We start from the raw sequence: 19666 nt of genomic DNA, 5'->3' as shown, positions 1-19666 counted from the left end.
CAGGAGCAGGAGGCCGCCTACGTCTAAATTCCACGAAATCTGGAACAACACCTTACTGCGAGAACTTCTTGGTTATGAGTACCTGTGCGCTTCTTACCCCCAGGAGCATGAAGCCCACTGGAATCGCTAGGGTACCAAAGTACATTGGAATACGCATCGCAGCAGAAAGTTGCCCCGAACCTGCTTGGATTAAAACCAGTCCAATAGAAGCCCAAATCATTAAGCCAGAAAACAGAATAACACAACCTACACCGAACATCTGAAGAAATCGATGAACAGGTCTAGGAAACATGGAAATTACAAAATCCAGGTTCGGGTGTGCATGTCTTTTGATTCCCGCGCTAGCACCTACAACGCTACTCCAAATAAATAGGAATCTGAGTAGCTCTTCCAGCCAAGGAACAGGCAGATGGAGAAGGAAACGAGTTACTACTTGAACAAAGGCCAGGACAGTCATTACTACCATTAACGGAATGAGAAGAATTTCTTCCAGGTCATTCAGGTAATGTGTTACACCCTTCTGGTTCGGCATACTTGTTTCCCACCTTTGAATACTTAACCGTATTGAGAGAAGCGGGCCTGCAGCCTAATGCAGGCCCATGTAAGGTCTCTCGTTTTTCCTATTATCCCTTCTTGGCTTCTTCAATCGCTTTTTTGAATCGATCTATTAGATCTTTCCCAATGGTGTTTTGGAACTCATCATAGACTCCTGAGGTTGCTTTCCGGAACTGCTCTTCCTGTTCAGGAGTGAGCTGGGTAACCTCCATGCCTTTCGTAGCGAGCTCTCCAAGTAGTCGTTCGTCATCTTGCGCTATAAGATTAATCTCGTATTCTCCTGCTTCATTGACAGCTTCTTGGACTGCCTTCTGCAATTCCTGAGGAAGTTCATCGTAGAACTTCTTATTGATGGCCACCAGGGCAGGATCCCAGCATGCGTGCCAAATCGTCACGTGCTTTTGTACTTCATAGAGTTTATTGGACTCGATTACCGACAGTGGGTTTTCTTGCCCGTCTGCGGTACCTTGTTGTAACGCCGTGTAGACCTCACCCATGGGGATTACAGTCGGCTGTGCGCCAAGAGCTTTAAAAGTACTAATAAACAAGTTTGTTTCTGGAATCCTAAGTTTTAAACCGCGCATGTCATCAGGGGTCTTTATAGCACGCTTAGAGTTTGTTACATGCCTGAAGCCGTTTTCCCAGATTCCCAAAAATTTGACACCTTTAGGTTCTAGGAAACTTAGCGTTTCCTTCACCACGTCACTGTTCTCTACCACTTTAAAGGCCGTATCTCGATCAGGAAACAAGAATGGAAGGTTGTATACCATATATCGTGAGTCCCAGTTAGTCCAGATTATGGGAGACTGAATAACCATTTGCAGCGTGCCAGCCTGAACCTGTTCGTTCTGTGTACGAGGATTTCCTCCAGAGAGCTGTCCAGCTGGATACACTTCAACTTTTATTCTCCCATTTGTCTTCTGCTGAACTAATTCTGCAAATTTCTCAAGTCCTTTATTCCATGGATGAGCTGCAGTAAATGGGTGGGTAGCCTTGATCACGTAGACCTTGTTATCAGAATCTTTAGCGGAAGGTGTTGTCTTGCTTTGTCCAGAGCAGCCGCTCACGGCTAGAACTGTAACCAGAACCATAGCCACAAGCCATTTGAGTTTCATCTTACACTCCCCTTTCTCTTCGTTTTGCTTATATTTGCAATACTATAGAAGTTTGATAAATCAATCACTCCCCTCCTCCATTTCCATTGCTCTAAACCAACCAGGGGCTTTCTAGAGATCCATCAACATCAAACTTCATCTCCCATGGTGTACCTAGTACTTCCAAGTCCTTCCGCATTAGTGCGTCTTTTAAGAACTCCTCTGACACCGCAACCGTTTCCAAACTCAAAGTGTCTCTTATCCAAATTACCCGAGCTTCTTCGGGAGCGACCAGCCCGATGGTCAGTAGTGCTTTCTCAAGAGCATCACGGTCACAGCTGCACACAATAGGGAGCCGGGCCTTTTCAACAACTAACCCAGTTATTGTGTTGGTATACATAGCCTTATAATCAATCTTATCAGCTAGGCGTTTTGTGATAAAATCAGCCATTCCTATACCGATAGCATTGCCTTCCGTTTGATCAGTCAGGTCCCGTACTACAATACGGGTAATTTTGGGCTTTTCTGGATCAGGTGTATAAATATTCATTATTCTGCCAACCACATTAGTATCCATACCAGTCCCGCTTATGTTTTTCCCAATTTGATCGACGAGTAGAATATCCATTTCTTCAAAGGGGAGTTTAGCCATGAGCTCGCGTGCCTTCACTAGTAATTCTTTTTCCCGTTGCTCAATTCGTTCGGGCAAAATTGCTTCGACTAAAGCTGTCTGATCATAGGCATCTTCTATGCACGCCAATCCGAAGGCCACATTACACACCTTAAGAACTGTTTTACCCACTGTCTCTATTACATGGCTTCCGCCGTAGGTAACCGCTGCTTGATGATAGTACTGTGCTCCCTTGTGCTTCCCTAGTCCTATAGTCATCATTTTTAAGAGTCCGCTCTCAACCTGACCCCGGAAATCTGTGTGTGGCTTGATCCGGTTAAATACTACAATGTGGTCGGCTAAAACTGCGTTGCTATCAACATACACATCTAGTCCGTCATCTGTTTTTCCTACCTTCTTTACTTCCATTGATGATATAACAGGTGCGCCCATGGTCTTCTCTGTGATCCCGTAATGTTCTAAAATCCTTTTTTGCCCCTCAGCAGTAGCTCCACCATGGCTCCCCATGCACGGCACTATAAACGGCTTACAACCATAACTAATTAGTGCTCTGACAAGTGTTCTAACGATAGAAGATAAATTCGCGATACCCCTACTGCCTACCGTAATTGCCACCGAATCTCCATGCCTTATGTTTGTGTAGGGTAAGACTCTACCTACCTCTTCTCGAACCTTCTCTTCGACATTAGAAATTCCGTGATGAGAAAAATGTTGTTTCAGGGTCACCATACGTGGAAATCTCATTTGATTCGCCACCTTTCTAGACTACTACATAATCGTCCTGTCACTCGCAGAAGAAACCACCTTCGCGTACCGTGTAAGATGCCCACGCTCAACTTTTGGTTCCGGGGCACACCACTGAGCCCGGGCGCAATCTGGCCTCCCTCGAAAGCTTCCAGGGAGAAATGTCCAATTGCCGCGCCACGTGTGGCACCTGAAAAACGGCCATCAGTAATTCAACGCTACACTATCGTCAAGCTCCACCCCGGCCAAAGCAGCAGTTGCCGTAAGCATTTCGTGCATCCCAGGCCACCCTTCTTTCGTACCTAATGATTACTACTCACCTGCATGAACGTTCTTATCAAGAATGGCAGTAACAGCGTCCTGTTCATTATCAAAGTGCCGGGCCTACGTGGTGAAGCATGGACTTAACTACAGCTCTGGACTTCACTACGGCCCCCTTGGGTGCCATTACCCCTTAATGCTGCTATCCCGCCTGTGGGTGAATAGGGATTGGAAACAGAAGAGATAACAGTGTTGTTCTTAATGGTTGCTGCACTTATGATGCCCTTGATTGTTCCCAAAACATCAAGGCATCCTCATGTAGTACCCCAAGATTCTACAGCCGCATCATTACTGCTTGTACACCACCGACATACCAAAAATCCTTTAAGAAATACTCGTCGGCCGGTTTAAGCTTTACGATCCTACTGATTTGATGAAAAGTCTGAAGTTCCAGCCGAACTCCTATTTCATGTGCTACTGCTAACAAATGCAATACCGTGTTTGTAGACCCCCCCAAGACCATGTCAAAACAGATTGCATGCGCTTTCCGTTTACGACACCTGCCAGCGTTGAACCACTGCCAAGGAGGATGGCTGGAATGTCTAGCATTTCAGGAGTAATCTTTTCACAGTTAGTCAGTAGCAGTACACATACCATTAAATATATGTGTGCGGAAACCACAGTTTCAATAGAATCAGCAATGAGTTCATGACTTGGAGCTGGGAACACCATGATCTTAGGCTAAACCATTACATATACCAATTAGGAACATTCACATGGTATACCGCCAGCTGCCCAAATCCCAGCCTTAACACGCTCTGCTAGAGTGTCTATGGTTCCATGACCCGGGTTATATTATCGTGCGCATTGACGACGCGATGAGGTTTATTTATGTCTTTCTCATCGAGCCCTGCAGCATAAAAGAAGATTAGCCACATTTTGTTCTTGACCTGTCGAATTCTTTGTCGTTGTGGTACAGTAATTTTGCGCAACTACATATATACCTATTTGTATTCACTCGGTAGAATACCGGTTAACTTTTTAAACGTGTAGCTAAAATAGCGCGGATCATTGTACCCTACTTTACCAGCAACCTCTTTAATTGATAGTCTCCTTTCCAATAAAAGCTTCTTGGCAGTATTAATCCGTACGAGAGACACGTACCTGGCAAAGTTAACCCCGGTTTCCTTCTTGAATAACCGGCTGAAGTAGCATGGGCTAAGGTACACATTCTTAGCTACTGATTCCAGAGTGAGTTTTTTGTCGTAATTAGATTCCACAAACGAAATGGCCCTACGTATTGCGTCAAGGTTCCCCTCCTGTTTTCTACTTTGGGATATTGATACAACGCTGCTAGTCAATTGCTTTAGCTCCTGTGCCGCCTGAGAAAATGTGTTAGCTAATTTCACCCTGGAAACGTAATCATCAAGCAGGTTTAAATCCTTAGCCCCTTGTTCTTCGGCAGCGCCAACGATGATGTGTACGAGGTTTTGTAAAAACTGCCGAGCCACTTCTGGAGAGCGGTGAGCGATAGACTCTATTTTTTTGAGCAGTCTTTCCAAATGGTGTAGTGCTTTCTCGCAGCTCCCATTTTGTATAGAGCCTGCCAATTCAGATTCCAAGGGTAACAAGTAGAGGTTTTCTGGCCGGTCGCTAATGATGTCTCTAAGAGTTATTACGTTTCCCCTTCCGAGGATAAATTCAAAACTAAGGGCGAGTTGGGCCTGGTGATACGATCTTGGAATATCGCTTGCGTTCTGAGCCACACCTCCGACTCCAATCGTGATTCGAGTTTTGAGTCGTGTTTCTAGGTCGCTTCTTATACCTTCAGCCCACTGTCGAATCCACATTGCATCTTCAGTTGAACCTCGTTCTGCATGAGTTCGAACAAGAAGTACTGCACCCCCTTTAGTTGGCGACGATGTTATTATCTCTCTATTGCTCTTACATAAAGCCTGCAGAGCGTGCCACAAACAACCATGTTCTGTAAGGACGTATTCTGACTTGAGTACTACCAGAAAACTCGGGCAGAGTTGGGATCCTATTATTTGAATGAGTCTCTTGTATCCACGGTTCGTGATGTCCCCGTTAAGAAGCTGACCCATTAGATAAGATCTCAAATATGGCTGTGTTTCACGTACTATGGACGTCATCGTAAGAACCAAGGAGTTACCAAGCTCCCGCTTACGGAGATTATCTGCGCACTGCTGCAATACTCCCTTTAACTCATCCACCCTAACAGGCTTGACCAGGTAGTTCTGCGCTTTAAGTGCAACAGCTTCGCGGGCATAATCGAATTCCTCGTAAGCCGTAAGAAAAACGATTTGAAGATGAGGCAACTGCCTCTTTAATTGCTTGGCAGCAGCAATACCATCCACTTCAGGCATACGGATATCTGTTAGTAAGACATCGGGGTGTAGACTTAGGCCCTGTGCGATTGCTTGTTTGCCATTTGAGGCCTCCCCCACGATACTAACACCTGGGCAATGTTTTGTTACCACAAAATTAACAAACTTCCTAACGGAGGTCTCATCATCTGCAACTAAAACGCGCACTATCTATCCCCCCGAGGACACTATCGAACCCAGGGCAACATTATACTAACTGTTGTTCCATGACCCAAAACAGACCTTATCTCTAAAGAGCCTTTTCCGTTGAAGTAGCGTTGTAAGCGCCAAAAAACTCCGCGAATACCTGAGCCAGGAGGCATTTCACAAGGATCAGACTTTAACCAACTCTGAACTTCGGCCAACCGTTCGGGAGGAATTCCTCGCCCGTCGTCCTCTACGGCGATTCTCGCTATGCTGTTGTCAGCACTTCCAGTAATCTTAAGTGTGCATTTTATTTCCCTGTTCATAGTCAGGGCGTGAACGAAGAAGTTTTCTACAAGGGGTTGAAGTATCATGGCTGGCACTTTGCACTCTTGGAGCTCATCTGATACGTTAATTGAGACTATGAAGCTTCCCGGAAATCGGTGTTCCTGGATGCACAGATAGTTCTTGACATACTGCAGTTCGTCTTTTAGTTTTACTAAATGCCCGACCTGTTTTAGGGAAAAACGCAGTAAACCACAAAGAGCGTAAACCAGCTCGGAGATATCCTCGTCTCCCCTCATAACTGAGGACTCGGCGATAAGATTCAGTGTATTGAATAGAAAATGTGGGTTTATCTGCGATTCTATTAAAGCTAAACGTGTACGTTGGAGATCTGCCTCCAGCATCACCCTGTCGTTTTGTTCCTTCAGGAAACGCCACCGGTAGTCTTTAAGCTCTCTTTCTTTCGCCGCAGTCACAAAGATTCGGCTTAAACTGAATGCTGTAACCCTTAACAGCTCTGCCGCAGAAATAAGACGATTTCTAGTGACTAGTTCAATTCTCTTGTAAAACTGAAGCACTTCCTCTTGTGGGTAGCCGCCACACTTGGCTAATTTGAACACTCTCTCTGTCTCGAGCTGACCAGGTTTGTCCAGCAATACATATCCACACACTATTGACATTACTGGGGCCCCATGAACCTGCACAGGCATTCGAACTGCTACCACGCCATAGGAACACTTTAGTAACTCAAGTTCGTTTTCAGTACAAGCCTCTCGGTGCTTTTCAACTAGAAACTCACACTGCCCATGATGAAGAATGCACAAGCGGCAAAACGCTGGCGGAGCTGCGGGCTCAGTAAGGAGCAGACCTGTCGGTCCGACAATACTTACTGCTAACCCTGTTACAGAAGCAAACTTATCTTGCACTTCCTGCAAATTTGTCTGGTCAGTCAGGTCCGCAATTCTCACAGGTGTAAACGAGCCCTCAAGAACGCTGTTATCGTGTTCCCCGATTTCTGCGGCTTGGGAGACTGGATTGGCCACAAGGAGAAAACGTGCTTCTTCAAGGCTGCTGTTGCTCATGCCGTGGTTCACATACGGTTCCAAGTAGAGCCACGACCCGGGCCCTAGCTCATACGTTTGCTCATTAATATAGTGCGTGCTTGACCCCTGGATACCATAAAGGATTTGTTCGTCAGCATAATGGTTGTGCGGTTCTTGACAGGATCCCGGTAACAGGCTAACAATACCTAAGCTGACGCTTCCTCTTCCCCTGATGCCTGGTGAGTGCAACCATTCTATGTCCCCCCAGGGGAACACTTGCTTGCCTTCCTTTATATTCAATGCCGCTGCCGTCATCAAGAAATCCTCTCCCCAGTATATGAATCTTGGTACTGGTCTCAGGTCAATATCCTATATTTCGACTCGACTCGAAAATTTCCTCTCATCCTGTTGTACACCCAGTATTGATACTTACTGAAGGTATAAAAAGGTCGGGGCACAATATGTCCCCGGCCTTTTCTGCACTTAGTAGCACTCTTCGATAGCTTTGATGAGATGTCTTAGGGTTTGATTAACAGGAGCAGCAACACCCAATTTCTTCCCTTCATCAACGACAGCCCCGTTAATCACGTCCACTTCGGTACGCCGTTTAGCTTGCACATCCTGGAGCATGGAAGAGAGATTTGGCCCTGTGAGCTCTGCCACTTTCAGGCAGTTTGCCACAGGGTCTGGGTAGATCAGTTTAATCCCCTTTGCTGCCGCAACACGTGCCCCTTCCTCCACTGCCAAACGCACCAGCTCCCGCGTCGCTTCGTGTTTCGGCAGTTCGCCGTTGGTAACCCGCAGGAGGGCCGTCACGGCATTAATCCCCACGTTCACGAGGAGTTTGCTCCAGATCAGGCTGTCGACACTCTCCACAGCTCGTGTCTCTAGACCAGCAGCGGTGAAGGCAGCAGCCAGGTTCTCAAGCCGGGGGGTGAGCCCACCTACGAGCTCCCCTAACACCGTTTCACCGCGGCCGGCATGGCGCACCTGACCAGGGCCAAGCATGGTTCCACCGTGGGAGGTAACCCCAGCTACTACTTTCTCCACCCCGACGATGGCACCAATTTTCTCGGCATTGCCCAAGCCATTCTGCAGAGTAAGAACCGTGGTCTCCGGGCCGATCAGATTGGCTACCTCACGTATTGCCGCTTCCGTGAAGGCCGACTTGACAAAGATGATCACTAGGTCCTGCACCGGCAGGCCCACAGGACTGGTAACAGCATGCACGGGAATGGTCCGGTCACCACTCACGCCAGTAAGCTTAAGGCCTTGCTCGTTGAGGGCCTTAACGTGCTCGGCCCAAACATCAATCAGGGTTACATCATGGCCGGCCTCAGATAAGGTGCCACCGTAAATACACCCCATCGCCCCTGCGCCAACTACTGAAATCTGCATTCTGATCCCTTCCTCGTATTCCATTACTCTAGCTTTGCTAGTTCCTCTTCTTTCATTGTGAAGGAGTGTTCCATATCTGGGAAGGTGCTGGCGTTCACCTCTTGAGCATATGCCTGGAAGGCTTCCAGTATAACCTTTCCCACGTTGGCGTATTGTTTAACGAACTTAGGTACAAAACGGTCAAAGAGACCTAGCATATCGTGCGTAACGAGCACCTGGCCGTCACACCAAGGACCTGCGCCGATACCGATGGTTGGGATGGAAAGCTTCTCCGTAATAAGTCGGGCAAGCTGGGCTGGGATACACTCGAGTACAATAGCAAAGGCTCCGGCCTCCTCTAAGGCCTGAGCATCTGCTAGGAGTTTCGCGGCCCTGGCAGCATCCTTACCCTGTACCTTAAAGCCGCCCAGGGCCGAGGCCGTCTGGGGAGTAAGCCCGATGTGCGCCATCACCGGGATTCCGGCGTCCACGATAGCACGGACTATAGTCGCCATTTCCTGGCCGCCTTCCAGCTTTACGCAGTCTGCTCCACCCTCTTTCATAAGGCGACCGGCGTTGCGTATGGCTTCTTCGCGGCTGATATTATACGACATAAACGGCATGTCTCCGACCACTAAGGTATGCGCTGCACCTTTCACCACCGAGCGGATGTGGTGAATCATGTCCTCCATGGTGACAGGTACGGTGCCTTCGTAGCCCAGAACTACCATCCCTAGTGAATCACCCACGAGGATCATTTCGATTTCGCTTTTGTCTACAAGTGATGCCATCGAATAATCGTACGCCGTAACCATCTTTAGTTTACAACCAGTCTTCTTCATCTCCTTGAGCTGCGGGATGGCAACTTTACGCTTTTCCATCATCATTCCTCCAGTCTTATATTTGTGATATTTCCCCACAGGGAAAGGAAAAGGTCAATCTAAGTGCTGTAGTAATCCCCTTGCGACTGCCACCGTGTTTTTGAGCAGCATGGCGATGGTCAGGGGGTCTACGCCGCCCGGAACGGGCGTAATGTAACGCGCCACCTCGCGCACCGCCTCGAAATCCACGTCGCCCACCAGCCCTTCCGGCAGCCGGTTGATGCCTACGTCCACCACCACCGCCCCGGGTTTTACCATGTCGCAGGTGATGAGGCGCGGCCTACCCACCGCCGCCACCAGGATATCGGCTGTGCGGGTGAAGGCGGCCAGGTCCCTGGTCTTGCTGTGGCAGACGGTGACGGTGGCATCCGCGGCCAGGAGAAGCTGCACCAGGGGTTTGCCCACGATGTTGCTCCGCCCCACCACCACGGCGTGCCGCCCCGCAACCGGGATGTTATAGGCTGTGAGCAGGTGCATAACCCCCTGGGGCGTGCAGGGTACAAAGGCCGGCAAACCCGCCGCCAGCCGGCCGGCGTTCACGGGGTGGAAGCCGTCCACGTCCTTGGCCGGGTCGATGGCCTGGATTACCCGGTTCGCGTCCAGTTGGCGCGGCAGGGGCAGCTGGACCAGGATCCCGTGCACGGCCGGGTCGGCGTTGAGGCGCCCGATGAGCTGCAGCAGGTGTTCCTCGCCGGTAGCCGCCGGCAACCGGTGGGGAAAGGAGGCAATGCCCACCGCCCGGCAGGCCTTCTCTTTGTTCCCTACGTACACCTGGGAGGCCGGGTCGTCCCCCACCAGGATCACCGCCAGGCCGGGGGTCAGGCCCCGGCCTTTCAGCTGTGTCACCTCTTCTTTGAGCGCAGCCTTAACCTGCGCCGCCACCTTCCTGCCGTCGAGAATCTCCGCCCTCATTTCCCGCCCTCCTGCCTTAAAGATCTCTTGGCCGGCCTAAAAGAGGCCGGTGATGCGCCCTGTGTCGTCTATGTCCATGTCGAGCGCCGCCGGGTGCTTAGGAAGACCGGGCATGGAAAGCATGCTTCTAACTCCTTTAGCTTTTAATTTCATTTCTTGTTTATTTAGCACTCATTATGTTCCTCGTTTATAGGTGAAGCTCCTACACACTTTCTTGCTCGGGCAGTCGAAATTCTTGCTCGGCTTACAGCCACCTAGTCGTGATTTCAAAAGCGTTCGTCCTCCATTCCCCTCACTAATTTTTTACATCGGATAAATGCCCGGATGAAGAAAGCGTACGCGAGGACACGGATGTTCCGCCAACAACAGCTTCAGCCTATGGACCCCAAAGAACACCCGCAAATATTCTTGGTAATCCACTCAGGCCAATCTGGACATCTTGTACACCGCCAAGAAGAAAACCGCCTTGCGCTGCAAGGCGGTCCAAGGCTGGTCCATTCACGGCAACGGATTTATCAAGGGATTCGGCCGTCCGCTCCAAGCACAGCACGCATCAGGACTTCCACTCCTGTAGCAATGTCATCAATAGGCGTGAACTCGTCCTTGCGATGGCTTACTCCCTTGACGCTCGGCACAAACACCATTCCTGCCGGGATATGGCGCGCCAACGGGCTCGCATCATGCGAAGCACCGCTCGGTATTAACAGGTACTGAACCCCTAGCTCTCGACAGCTGGTCTGGATCACATTCACTAATGATTCGCTCATTCTGACTGCAGGTTTGCGGACCAACAGTTCAAACTGGCTTGGAATGGCAACAGTCGTATGCAGCATCTCTTTAAACTCCCTGGCGCCCAGTTCAGTTGTTGCATCATCGGTTGATCTCAACTCCAGAACAAACTCAACTTCACCGGGTACAACAGCAACCGACCCAGGCTGGATTTTCAGTGTTCCGATGTTGCACACGAATCCGTGGGCATGGTCCACATGATCATACCATCTGTCCAACACACGCACCGCTGCGCGCAAGGCGTCCTTTCTGTTGATCATTGGTGTGGTCCCTGCATGATTCGCTTCCCCTACAATTCGAACTTTGTAACGGCTTATTCCGACTATGGCCGTGGGAATACCGATAGGTATTCCCTTTTCCCAAAGTACGGGGCCTTGCTCGATATGAAGCTCCAAGTAGCAGCAATACGAGTCTGTGTTTCCTCTTGAAGCCTGTACGTCTGCAATTGAAAGCCTGTACTGACCCAGCACCTCATCCGGCATATCCGTAGGAACTTCTCCGACAAAAGCCCTGCTCCCGAAAGTACCGCCCAGGTCACCCCCTTCTTCCGCTATGAACGCCGCCACCTCCAACGAATGTCTAGTCACTAAACCCTGCTCCCTGATCCCACGGACTGCTTCGAGGGCCCCGATCACGCCAACGGCTCCATCATAGATCCCGCCGCCGGGTACCGCGTCCAGGTGGGAACCTAAAAGGATGGTTTTGGTTTCAGGACAGCTTCCGGCAACAAAGCCGAACAGGTTGCCAACCGGATCGACGCGTGTTAGCATGCCTGCTTCCGTCATGAGTCTTTGGACGTAGTCTCGAGCTTCAATGTACTGCTCTGAGTAAGCCATCCGCGCCAATCCGTGTTCCTCCCGCCAGCCTATGGCTCCCAGCCTTTTTAAATCCCTTTCCAGTCTATCTTTGTTGACCAACCTGATCCCTCACAATCCAAGAATCAACAAATCTACTCGGCCGAGCTGATAGACACGTTGAAGTCTCCTTGATCATTCTTTATCCCGAAAAAACGCTCTTGCACGCTCTCGGAAGGAGCAGGAGTAAGGAGGCTGACCACAACTAGAGTAAAAAGTGAAGTAAAGATTGAGGGTAGGATCGGGAACCAACCGAAAGGCTTATCCAGTGCATACCAAATAGCAGCCGTGAGCAAACCGACAAGCATTGCGGCCAAGGCACCCTGGGAATTGGCCCGCTTCCAGGCGAAGCCGGCGAGGACAACCACCGCCAGGGTCGAACCCATTATGCCTACCATGTTGGCCTGTATCCACATGACGCCCGATTCAATGTAAATTGTGGACAGAATTGCGGCTGCACCAATGATCAAAGTCACTATTCTCGACAGCCTCAGCAATTGTGCTGAAGATACAGGTTTGGAGGACAGTTTCTGATACAGGTCGCGGACAAAAGTTGTGCCTCCCAAGAGCAACACCGAGTCGGCCGTTGAAATTGCTGCGGCTAGGATCGAAGCCATCAGGATCCCACCCAGCCAGGGATTAAGCACGTTCTTGATTATCGTCGGCGTTACTGTGTCCGCGACTTTGATGCCGGGGAAAAGTATGCTGCTGGCCAGAGCAATCAGCATTACAGGCAGATAGAAGGCCAGGAGGGCCATTCCAGTATACCCTTGGCTGAGCGCCGCATTCTTAGCGTCTTTCGCCGCATAGAAGCGGGTGATGAATTGTGGAGCACCGAAATTGCCCACACCCCACGTAACCGTCCAGGAAATGGCTACACCGAGTGGTACCGCCCCACCCCCAAACGGGTCCAGCATCCCGGGTTTCGTTTGGGCCAAGGTTCGGTGAATGTTGACAACGCCGCCCGCCATAGATACGACCTTGGCCATTAGAATCCATACACCTACCAGTATTACAAGGCTGCAGAAAGTGTCCGTCCAAGCAACAGACTCCATCCCCCCGAGGACCGTAAACACGATGAACACCGCACCGATGATGACAATCGCCGGTGTCCTGCCCAGTCCCGTAGCCGTTGTCACCACGGCAGATGCGCCGGCAAGCTGCGCACAAGTGAAAAAGACCATCGCTACCAGAATCAAGGCACCGGCAATGAGACTGTGCACCCGTCCATAACGTGCTTCAAGAAAGTCGGGAAGAGTGACTTGGCCAAAGGACCTTATCTTTTCCGCAAACCACGCCGCAGCAACCAAGCTGGTTATTGCCGTTCCCGTCCAGTTCCACCAGCCGGCCCAGCCAACTTGATAGTAGTAGCCAAGGTAGCCGACGATGGACGCAGTACTTATGATCGTCGCAAAATACGTACCGACGAGCGGTACTATGCCCAGGCCACGTCCGGCTATCCACCAGTCCTCTGCGCTCTTTATCTTTCGGGAAACATAGACCCCAATCAGAAACAGGGCTACGAGAAATAGGACTATACTGACCGCAAGTTCCATATTTGCTCACGCCCCTCCGTCGTCTCAATTCTTGTTCTTGTACTTAAGGGTGACAATCAACATGGGCGAAAAGCACAGCACCAAGAACATGATCCAAAACGCCATCAAACCACCTGGAATCATCTGCCCAGTCTCCTTTCCCGCCTTTGCTGTGTACTACCTGACCTCACGAGTAACCCACTGTCCGTAACCCGGTTCTGCGGTCACTTTACCGTCCGAATAAACCACTTGTCCCCTGACAAGGGTTTTCAGCACTTTTCCATAAACAGGCAGCCCATCAAACACGCGGCAAGCGTCCCGTGATTTAGTGAGCATCTGGTGGTGATCAATTACGAAGGGCGTGTTCAAATCAACGACTACAAAGTCTGCGTCGGCCCCTACCGCGATAGTTCCTTTCCGCGGGTACAGGCCAAAAACCTTGCTGGGGTTGGTGCTTAGAAGTTCAATTGCCCGTTTCATAGAGAGCCGCCCTTGCTTCACCGCCGTCAGTATTAGGGGCAAGCGCGTCTCAAGTCCAGGAAAGCCGGCAGGTGCAACGAAAATGTCCACCGAACCTTTGTCCTTCTCCTCAGTCGTGAAAGGTCCGTGGTCGCTGCCGATAGTGTCAATTGTCCCGTCAAGCACGTATCCCCAAAGGGCATCAACCTCCGCCCGAGTCCGAAGAGGGGGGTTGCACTTCGCATAAGGGCCATGCTTTGTGAGTGCGTCTTGTGTCAAGTAGAGGTAGTGTGGGCAAGTCTCTATGAATATCTTTTGCCCGTGCCGACGCGCTTCGAGTGCCAGGGCAACAGCTTCCGGGGTGGAGATGTGGACAAGGTAGAGAGTTGCCCCCGTCTCTTTCGCAATCCGGATCAACTTCTCCACAGCCATCACTTCCGAGAGTGGCGGACGTGACCTGGCATGGTCGAGAGGACTTGTCTTTCCTTCAGCTCGAAACTGGTGTATAAGTCCGGCAATTATGTCGTTATCCTCTGAATGGGCGGCTATCGGCAGACCGGTTCGGCTGACCTCCTTGAAACCGGAATATAGCTCGTAGTTGTTCTTCATGGTCAAACCGACGAATTCTTTTTCTCGGCCTTCTGGGGCCGCATGAAGGAATGTCTTGTAGCCCACAATGCCGGCTGCAGCGATTTGAGGAATGTGCTCAAGCTTCTCTCCGCCCGCTGCCCCCAGGAATGCCACGTCAACAAGTGACTGTCTTTTTGCCGCTTCAACCCTATCCATGAGGATTTCAACGGAATACTGCGGCGGGGAGGATATCGGGTGCTCAATAATCGTGGTGATGCCCCCTGCCGCTGCCGCTGCGCTCCCGGTCTCAAACGTCTCGCGGTGCGCCCCTCCAGGGTACCTGATATGCACGTGGGGATCAACACCCCCGGGTAACAGGTATGCTCCTTCGGCATCAATGGCTCTTGCGGCGGCAGGGAGCGTTTCGTTGCTCCCCAAAGAAACGATCCTGCCCTCGTGGACGGCGACACCTCCTTCGAATTCGCCGTCTTCTGTTACGACGCGGGCATTTTTGATGATCAGGTCAACCATAAGCATCTTCCTCCAATTAAACTTGAAATCTCAACCGGAACATTTGGCTTCAGCCTGAGGAGCCTCGTGTCTGCCGTTTTGCCCACAATCTCCCTTATGAACGGCTTCCAGATGACGCGTCCGGTTCACCTCCTTGTTGGATCATGGATCTTTTTCCGGCCAAAACCCGGCCGGGAAGAGCCCCAGTGGGCATCCCCTCGGCCAGGACCAGTTCGCCGTTCACCAGGACGTGGCTTATGCCCTCCGGCCAGGCCTGGGGCTCCGCATAGGTCGCCCGGTCAAGCACCACAGCCGGCTCGAAGACCACCACATCCGCAGCCAGCCCCTCTTTGAGCACGCCGCGGTCTGTCAGCCCGAAGCTCGCCGCCGGGAGCGCCGTCATCTTGCGGATGGCCTCCTCCAGCGTGAGCGCTCCCTGCTCACGCACATACCGCCCCAGCACCCGCGGGAAAGTCCCGTAAAGGCGCGGGTGCGGCTTGCCCGCGCCCAGGATGCCGTCGGTGCACACCATTACCCAGGGCTTCTGCATCACTTTCACCAGGTTCTCCTCGCAGTTCTGGAAACAAACCATGGTGGCCCGGTTTTCTTCCGCTAGGATGATGTCCATGATGACATCCACCGGGTCTGCGCCCCGTTCTGCAGCTAGTTGCGCGATGCTTTTGCCTATCACCGCCGGGTTACCGCTCCCCAACGACGCGACGATTACGTTCTCCCAGCCCTCGGTTTCACCCCGGTTTTGCCAGTTCGGAATGGTCTCCCGAAAGGCTGCTTTGATTCGCGCCCGTTCTTCAGGGCTCCTCAGCCGCGCCAGCATGGCCTGCGGCCCACCGGCCGGCGCCCAGGGCGGTAGGCAGGCCGCGAGGGCGGTGGAACCGGCCAGGTAGGGGTACTGGTCGGCCGTCACAACCAGACCTTCCTGCTGCGCCGTTTCCAGGAGAGTAAGGGCAGCATCTACCTTGCCCCAGTTCTTCTTACCGATGGTTTTAAGGTGCGAGATGTGCAGGTGCACCCCCGAAGCGCGCGCGAGGTCCACCATCTCCTGAAGCGACTCGAGAAGTGTATCTGCCTCGTTGCGCACATGAACTACGAAGGCGCCGCCGTGGCTGGCCACCACGCGGGCAAGTTCCACCAGTTCCTCGTGCGTTGCGTAATTGCAGGGCGGGTAGATGAGCCCGGTGGACAAGCCCGGCGCCCCCGTCGCCAGTGCCTCGTCCAGGAGGCGTTTCATCTCCGCCAGCTCCACCTTCGTAGCCGGCCGGTCCTCCATTCCCATGGCGGCAATCCGGAGCGCCCCGTGGCTCACGAGAGCAGCCACGTTCAGTATCGTACCGCGGTGCTGGTAGCATTTCAGATAGCTGGCGAAGCTTGACCAGTTCCAAACCACAGCTGGGCTGCCCAGCAGCCCGGCCAGGTGCTCCTGCAACATCGCTTTGGCAGTGTCGGAGTACACCGGCGCCAGCCCCAGCCCGTCCTGCCCCAGGATCTCTGTAGTCACTCCCTGCCGTACCTTTTCCTCGAGCGCCGGATTGGCCAGAAGCATGAGATCGCTGTGGCTGTGGGTGTCGATGAACCCAGGTGCCACGATTTGCCCACCGGCATCAATCGTAGTGGTCGCTGTATCTCTGACGTTGTTGGCCAGCGCGGCGATCTTCCCGTCTTTAATCGCCACATCCTGCCTCAGGCCCGGGCTGCCTGTGCCATCGATCACCGTGCCGCCCCGGATCAGGACATCATACATCTCACAATTCTCCTTCCGACAAGCTTTCTTCACCCAAGAAGCTTGGAAATCTCTGCAGCCGCATTTAGAACCAAGGGTGTGAGCCTTTCAAATTCTCCTCCTTCGAAATCGAATCTTGGCCCTGCTATGCTGAGCCCAGCTATTAGCCTTCCTTTCGCATCAAGAATTGGGGCCCCGATGGCCGCAGCTCCCGGATCCACTTCCTCCACGCTTATTGCGTATCCTCTTTCTCTTATCCGGCGGAGTTCTTCTCTAAGAGATCCGGGCTCAGTAATGGTTCTCGGCGTAAAACGCTTCAACGGCTTAGTCAGTACTTCTTCTTGAACGGCAGACGGCAAGAACGCGAGAAGGACTTTGCCCGAAGCCCCGGCATGCAATGGGATTGAAGAACCGACTTCAGAAACAAGCTTGATTCGGTTCTTTGAATCCACTTTGTTGACACACCTGCCAGCTACGCTATCTTCAACAACCGAAAGTATGGCTGTTTCTCTCGTATCGGCAGCCAGTTTTTCGAGGACTGGCATGCTTTGTTGAACAATTTCGAGATTCAAGCGCCAGCGATTAGCAAACGACAGCAATCTCAAGCCAATCCTGTACTTGTCGGTCAACGGGTCATGGAAAGCCCATCCCTCTTCCTGCAACGATGCAAGCAAGCGAGAGACAGTGTTGCGTGGAATTCCACTTAGTCTAGCAAGTTCCCTCACCCCAATACCCGAGTCTGAGTCTGCGAGTAATTCCAGAAGGTCGGTTATTTTCTCAACAAGTTGTATCTTGGCACTCATTGTGTCCCACCTTTCGGGACATGTGTCCCAGTGAAATTAGTTGATGAATCTAATTCTGTACTAGCCCCCAAAAATCCTTCTAGTTTTCTATATTTTTTTGTAAGGATATCTGCCGAGTTTTATGGGGCCTCTTGCCAACACGTCAGAGGTGTGGATTCCGGCCCAAAGCGAGCACCGGTTCCGAAGCAAATCGTCCACCCGTTGCGACTGAAATCGTCCACCCGTTCCGGCCAAACCGACCATCAGTTGTTGGGCCGGAAGCTCTAAAGCAGCGCTGGAGACCACTCGGCCAGAGGACTTTAGTCCCGAGGCCCGGAACTAGCAAACAAGCAAGTTTTACGGGGAAGGGGTCAAGAGCGTGGCCAACAGGAGGTTATCCATGCACAAGATCAAAGAGATTCTTCGCCTACGTTACGAGCTGGAAATCGGAGTGCAGCAGATCGCCCGCAGCCTCTCCAGGCGCACAGCACCGTGAGCGGCCTCCTTGAACGGGCCAAGGCGGCAGGCCTTACCTGGCCGCTTCCCGCAGACCTCAGCGATGTCGACTTGGAAAGAAAGCTGTACCCCGGTAATGCCGACAAAGCGCGTCCGCCGCTTCTGCCGTGCTAAGCCAGCCGACCGTGGAGAAGCTGGCGTAAGCTCAGGCTGACGGGGATGGCAGAGGGCTTTCTTGCCCAGCTTCAAGCACTGGACTATGATTGAGCAACACCCATGCCGAGCGAACAAAAAGGGGCCCTTTCTAGAGCCCCTTAAGCACTCAACCTAGTCTCTCTTAAATCAAACTACCCTGATGGCAAACTCTGGACATACTGGGTTGCAGTATCCGCACAGTATGCACTTGGTCGGATCAACTTGTGCACGACCGTTACGCACTGTAATAGCCAGATTAGGACAGGCCCTGGCGCACGTGCCGCAGCCCTTACAAAAGCCCATAATCACAACCCGTTTCTGATCCCTGCCCAGATTTCCTGCTGATTTCGTCGGCATTTTTCCACGGGTGAACAGTTCCACATTATACAGTAATTCCTGCTCGTTAACCATTCCTACAGCTACGGCACTAATTCCAGGCAAACTGCGCACGTAATTGATGCTCGAAGGAACATCGGATACGAGGTGCCCCCCTGCCAGGGCTTTCATTGCATAAACACCCTTGCCCGCACCGGCTGCATCACGAATTGCGGCTTCCATTTCCCCTCTCGAACCATCCTGAATACCGCGTCCGGCTTTATTAATAATGGGGAAAATAACATCTATGTCATTGCGCTTCGCCGCTGCTTCAACCACTGCTACAGAATGAGTCGATACACCGATGGCCCGAATTCGTCCCTTGGACTTATACTCACTTAAACAACCAATAGCTCCTGCTCGCGAAGCGAACACAGTCGCCGTTTCGCGTGAGGCATGAAGATGGTATATATCAATGTAGTCAGTCCTAAGTTCAACCAGGGACTTCTCCACGCTCCGGCGCATGTCCTCATAGGTCGTCGCAGCCGACTTCGTCGCCACCACTACTCTACTGCGATCCCACCCTTTTAGTGCTTTGCCGAGGTACTCCTGGGTTCCGTATAGTTCTGCAGTATCGAAAAAGTTGATCCCAAGTGACAAGGCATGTTGTAGCAACGATACTATGCTTTTCTCATCCAGGTTTTTCTGCAAAGGCCCGAGCGGCAGCAAACCAAAACAAAGTTCCGTTACCCTGAGGTCCATTGGCCCTAGGGCGCGAAATTCCATGTGCCAGGTAGCCTCCTTTCCGGCAAAATCACCCCCATTCATACAGTCCCTTCAGCCACCGACACCCCAGAAGAAAAACACCACTTCGCTGTCATGCGGAACAGGAATGGTAAGGTCGCCTTGGGAATAAACCTCCCTGCCGTTCAAAAGCATAGAAAACGGGGCGATAGCCTCTTCCCGCGGCTTGTAGAGAAGACTGCGCAGTGGGGGCAACGTCTCTGCAAGCTTCTCTATGAGCTGCCCCAAGCTGTAAGGCGGGTCTATGGCTACGTCTAATTCATCGGTTCCCGCTACGTCCCGGAACTCGCCGAGAAACTTAACATGTGCCATCTGTTTAAACATGGGCCATCCCCTTTGCCCGAC

The 19666-nt window shown here is 51.8% G+C and carries 15 protein-coding genes and 2 pseudogenes; all 17 read right to left on the bottom strand.

Annotation, left to right across the window (positions count from 1 at the left end):
- Nucleotides 1-52: 52 nt before the first annotated feature.
- Complete coding sequence (locus K5554_RS08290; RefSeq protein ID WP_221038044.1) at nucleotides 53-532, bottom strand: TRAP transporter small permease; 480 nt, start codon at nucleotides 530-532, stop codon at nucleotides 53-55.
- 91 nt (nucleotides 533-623) lie between these two features.
- Nucleotides 624-1670, bottom strand: a complete 1047-nt coding sequence (locus tag K5554_RS08285; protein ID WP_221038043.1) for a TRAP transporter substrate-binding protein — start codon at nucleotides 1668-1670, stop codon at nucleotides 624-626.
- Between the two features lie 91 nt (nucleotides 1671-1761).
- Entirely contained in the window at nucleotides 1762-3024 is a 1263-nt protein-coding gene (locus tag K5554_RS08280; protein WP_221038042.1) for a lactate racemase domain-containing protein, read from the bottom strand.
- A gap of 24 nt (nucleotides 3025-3048) precedes the next feature.
- Nucleotides 3049-4223, bottom strand: a pseudogene (locus K5554_RS14710) (dihydroxy-acid dehydratase).
- 66 nt (nucleotides 4224-4289) lie between these two features.
- Nucleotides 4290-5840: a response regulator gene (locus tag K5554_RS08270; protein ID WP_221038041.1), complete on the bottom strand. Its 1551-nt coding sequence runs from the start codon at nucleotides 5838-5840 to the stop codon at nucleotides 4290-4292.
- Between the two features lie 20 nt (nucleotides 5841-5860).
- Complete coding sequence (locus tag K5554_RS08265; RefSeq protein WP_221038040.1) at nucleotides 5861-7459, bottom strand: PocR ligand-binding domain-containing protein; 1599 nt, start codon at nucleotides 7457-7459, stop codon at nucleotides 5861-5863.
- A gap of 168 nt (nucleotides 7460-7627) precedes the next feature.
- Nucleotides 7628-8542, bottom strand: coding sequence for a ketopantoate reductase family protein (locus K5554_RS08260; RefSeq protein ID WP_221038039.1), 915 nt, complete (start codon nucleotides 8540-8542; stop codon nucleotides 7628-7630).
- 23 nt (nucleotides 8543-8565) lie between these two features.
- Complete coding sequence (panB, locus tag K5554_RS08255) at nucleotides 8566-9402, bottom strand: 3-methyl-2-oxobutanoate hydroxymethyltransferase (RefSeq protein WP_221038038.1); 837 nt, start codon at nucleotides 9400-9402, stop codon at nucleotides 8566-8568.
- Between the two features lie 54 nt (nucleotides 9403-9456).
- Nucleotides 9457-10314, bottom strand: a complete 858-nt coding sequence (gene folD, locus K5554_RS08250; RefSeq protein ID WP_221038037.1) for a bifunctional methylenetetrahydrofolate dehydrogenase/methenyltetrahydrofolate cyclohydrolase FolD — start codon at nucleotides 10312-10314, stop codon at nucleotides 9457-9459.
- A 36-nt stretch (nucleotides 10315-10350) separates the two neighbouring features.
- Nucleotides 10351-10440 (bottom strand): annotated as a pseudogene (locus K5554_RS08245) (formate--tetrahydrofolate ligase); the annotation flags it as partial.
- Nucleotides 10441-10829: 389 nt separating this feature from the next.
- The gene (locus K5554_RS08240; RefSeq protein ID WP_221038035.1) at nucleotides 10830-12020 is read right to left on the bottom strand and encodes a M20 family metallo-hydrolase; all 1191 of its coding nucleotides are present in this window, start codon (nucleotides 12018-12020) and stop codon (nucleotides 10830-10832) included.
- 32 nt (nucleotides 12021-12052) lie between these two features.
- On the bottom strand, nucleotides 12053-13513 hold the full coding sequence (locus tag K5554_RS08235) for a sodium:solute symporter (RefSeq protein WP_221038034.1): 1461 nt from the start codon (nucleotides 13511-13513) through the stop codon (nucleotides 12053-12055).
- Between the two features lie 156 nt (nucleotides 13514-13669).
- Nucleotides 13670-15052 (bottom strand): allantoinase AllB, encoded by a 1383-nt coding sequence (allB, locus tag K5554_RS08230; RefSeq protein ID WP_221038033.1) that lies wholly within the window; start codon nucleotides 15050-15052, stop codon nucleotides 13670-13672.
- 94 nt (nucleotides 15053-15146) lie between these two features.
- The gene (locus K5554_RS08225; protein WP_221038032.1) at nucleotides 15147-16790 is read right to left on the bottom strand and encodes an amidohydrolase family protein; all 1644 of its coding nucleotides are present in this window, start codon (nucleotides 16788-16790) and stop codon (nucleotides 15147-15149) included.
- Between the two features lie 29 nt (nucleotides 16791-16819).
- Entirely contained in the window at nucleotides 16820-17572 is a 753-nt protein-coding gene (locus K5554_RS08220) for an IclR family transcriptional regulator (protein ID WP_221038031.1), read from the bottom strand.
- Between the two features lie 777 nt (nucleotides 17573-18349).
- Nucleotides 18350-19303, bottom strand: coding sequence for an aldo/keto reductase (locus tag K5554_RS08215; RefSeq protein ID WP_221038030.1), 954 nt, complete (start codon nucleotides 19301-19303; stop codon nucleotides 18350-18352).
- Between the two features lie 51 nt (nucleotides 19304-19354).
- Nucleotides 19355-19645, bottom strand: a complete 291-nt coding sequence (locus K5554_RS08210) for a MoaD/ThiS family protein (protein WP_221038029.1) — start codon at nucleotides 19643-19645, stop codon at nucleotides 19355-19357.
- Nucleotides 19646-19666 lie beyond the last annotated feature (21 nt).

Source organism: Gelria sp. Kuro-4, assembly GCF_019668485.1.
Classification (GTDB): Bacteria; Bacillota; DTU030; order DUMP01; family DUMP01; genus DUMP01.
The sequence above is the reverse complement of the archived record's forward strand: the minus strand, read 5'-3'. Positions and strand labels throughout refer to the sequence as shown.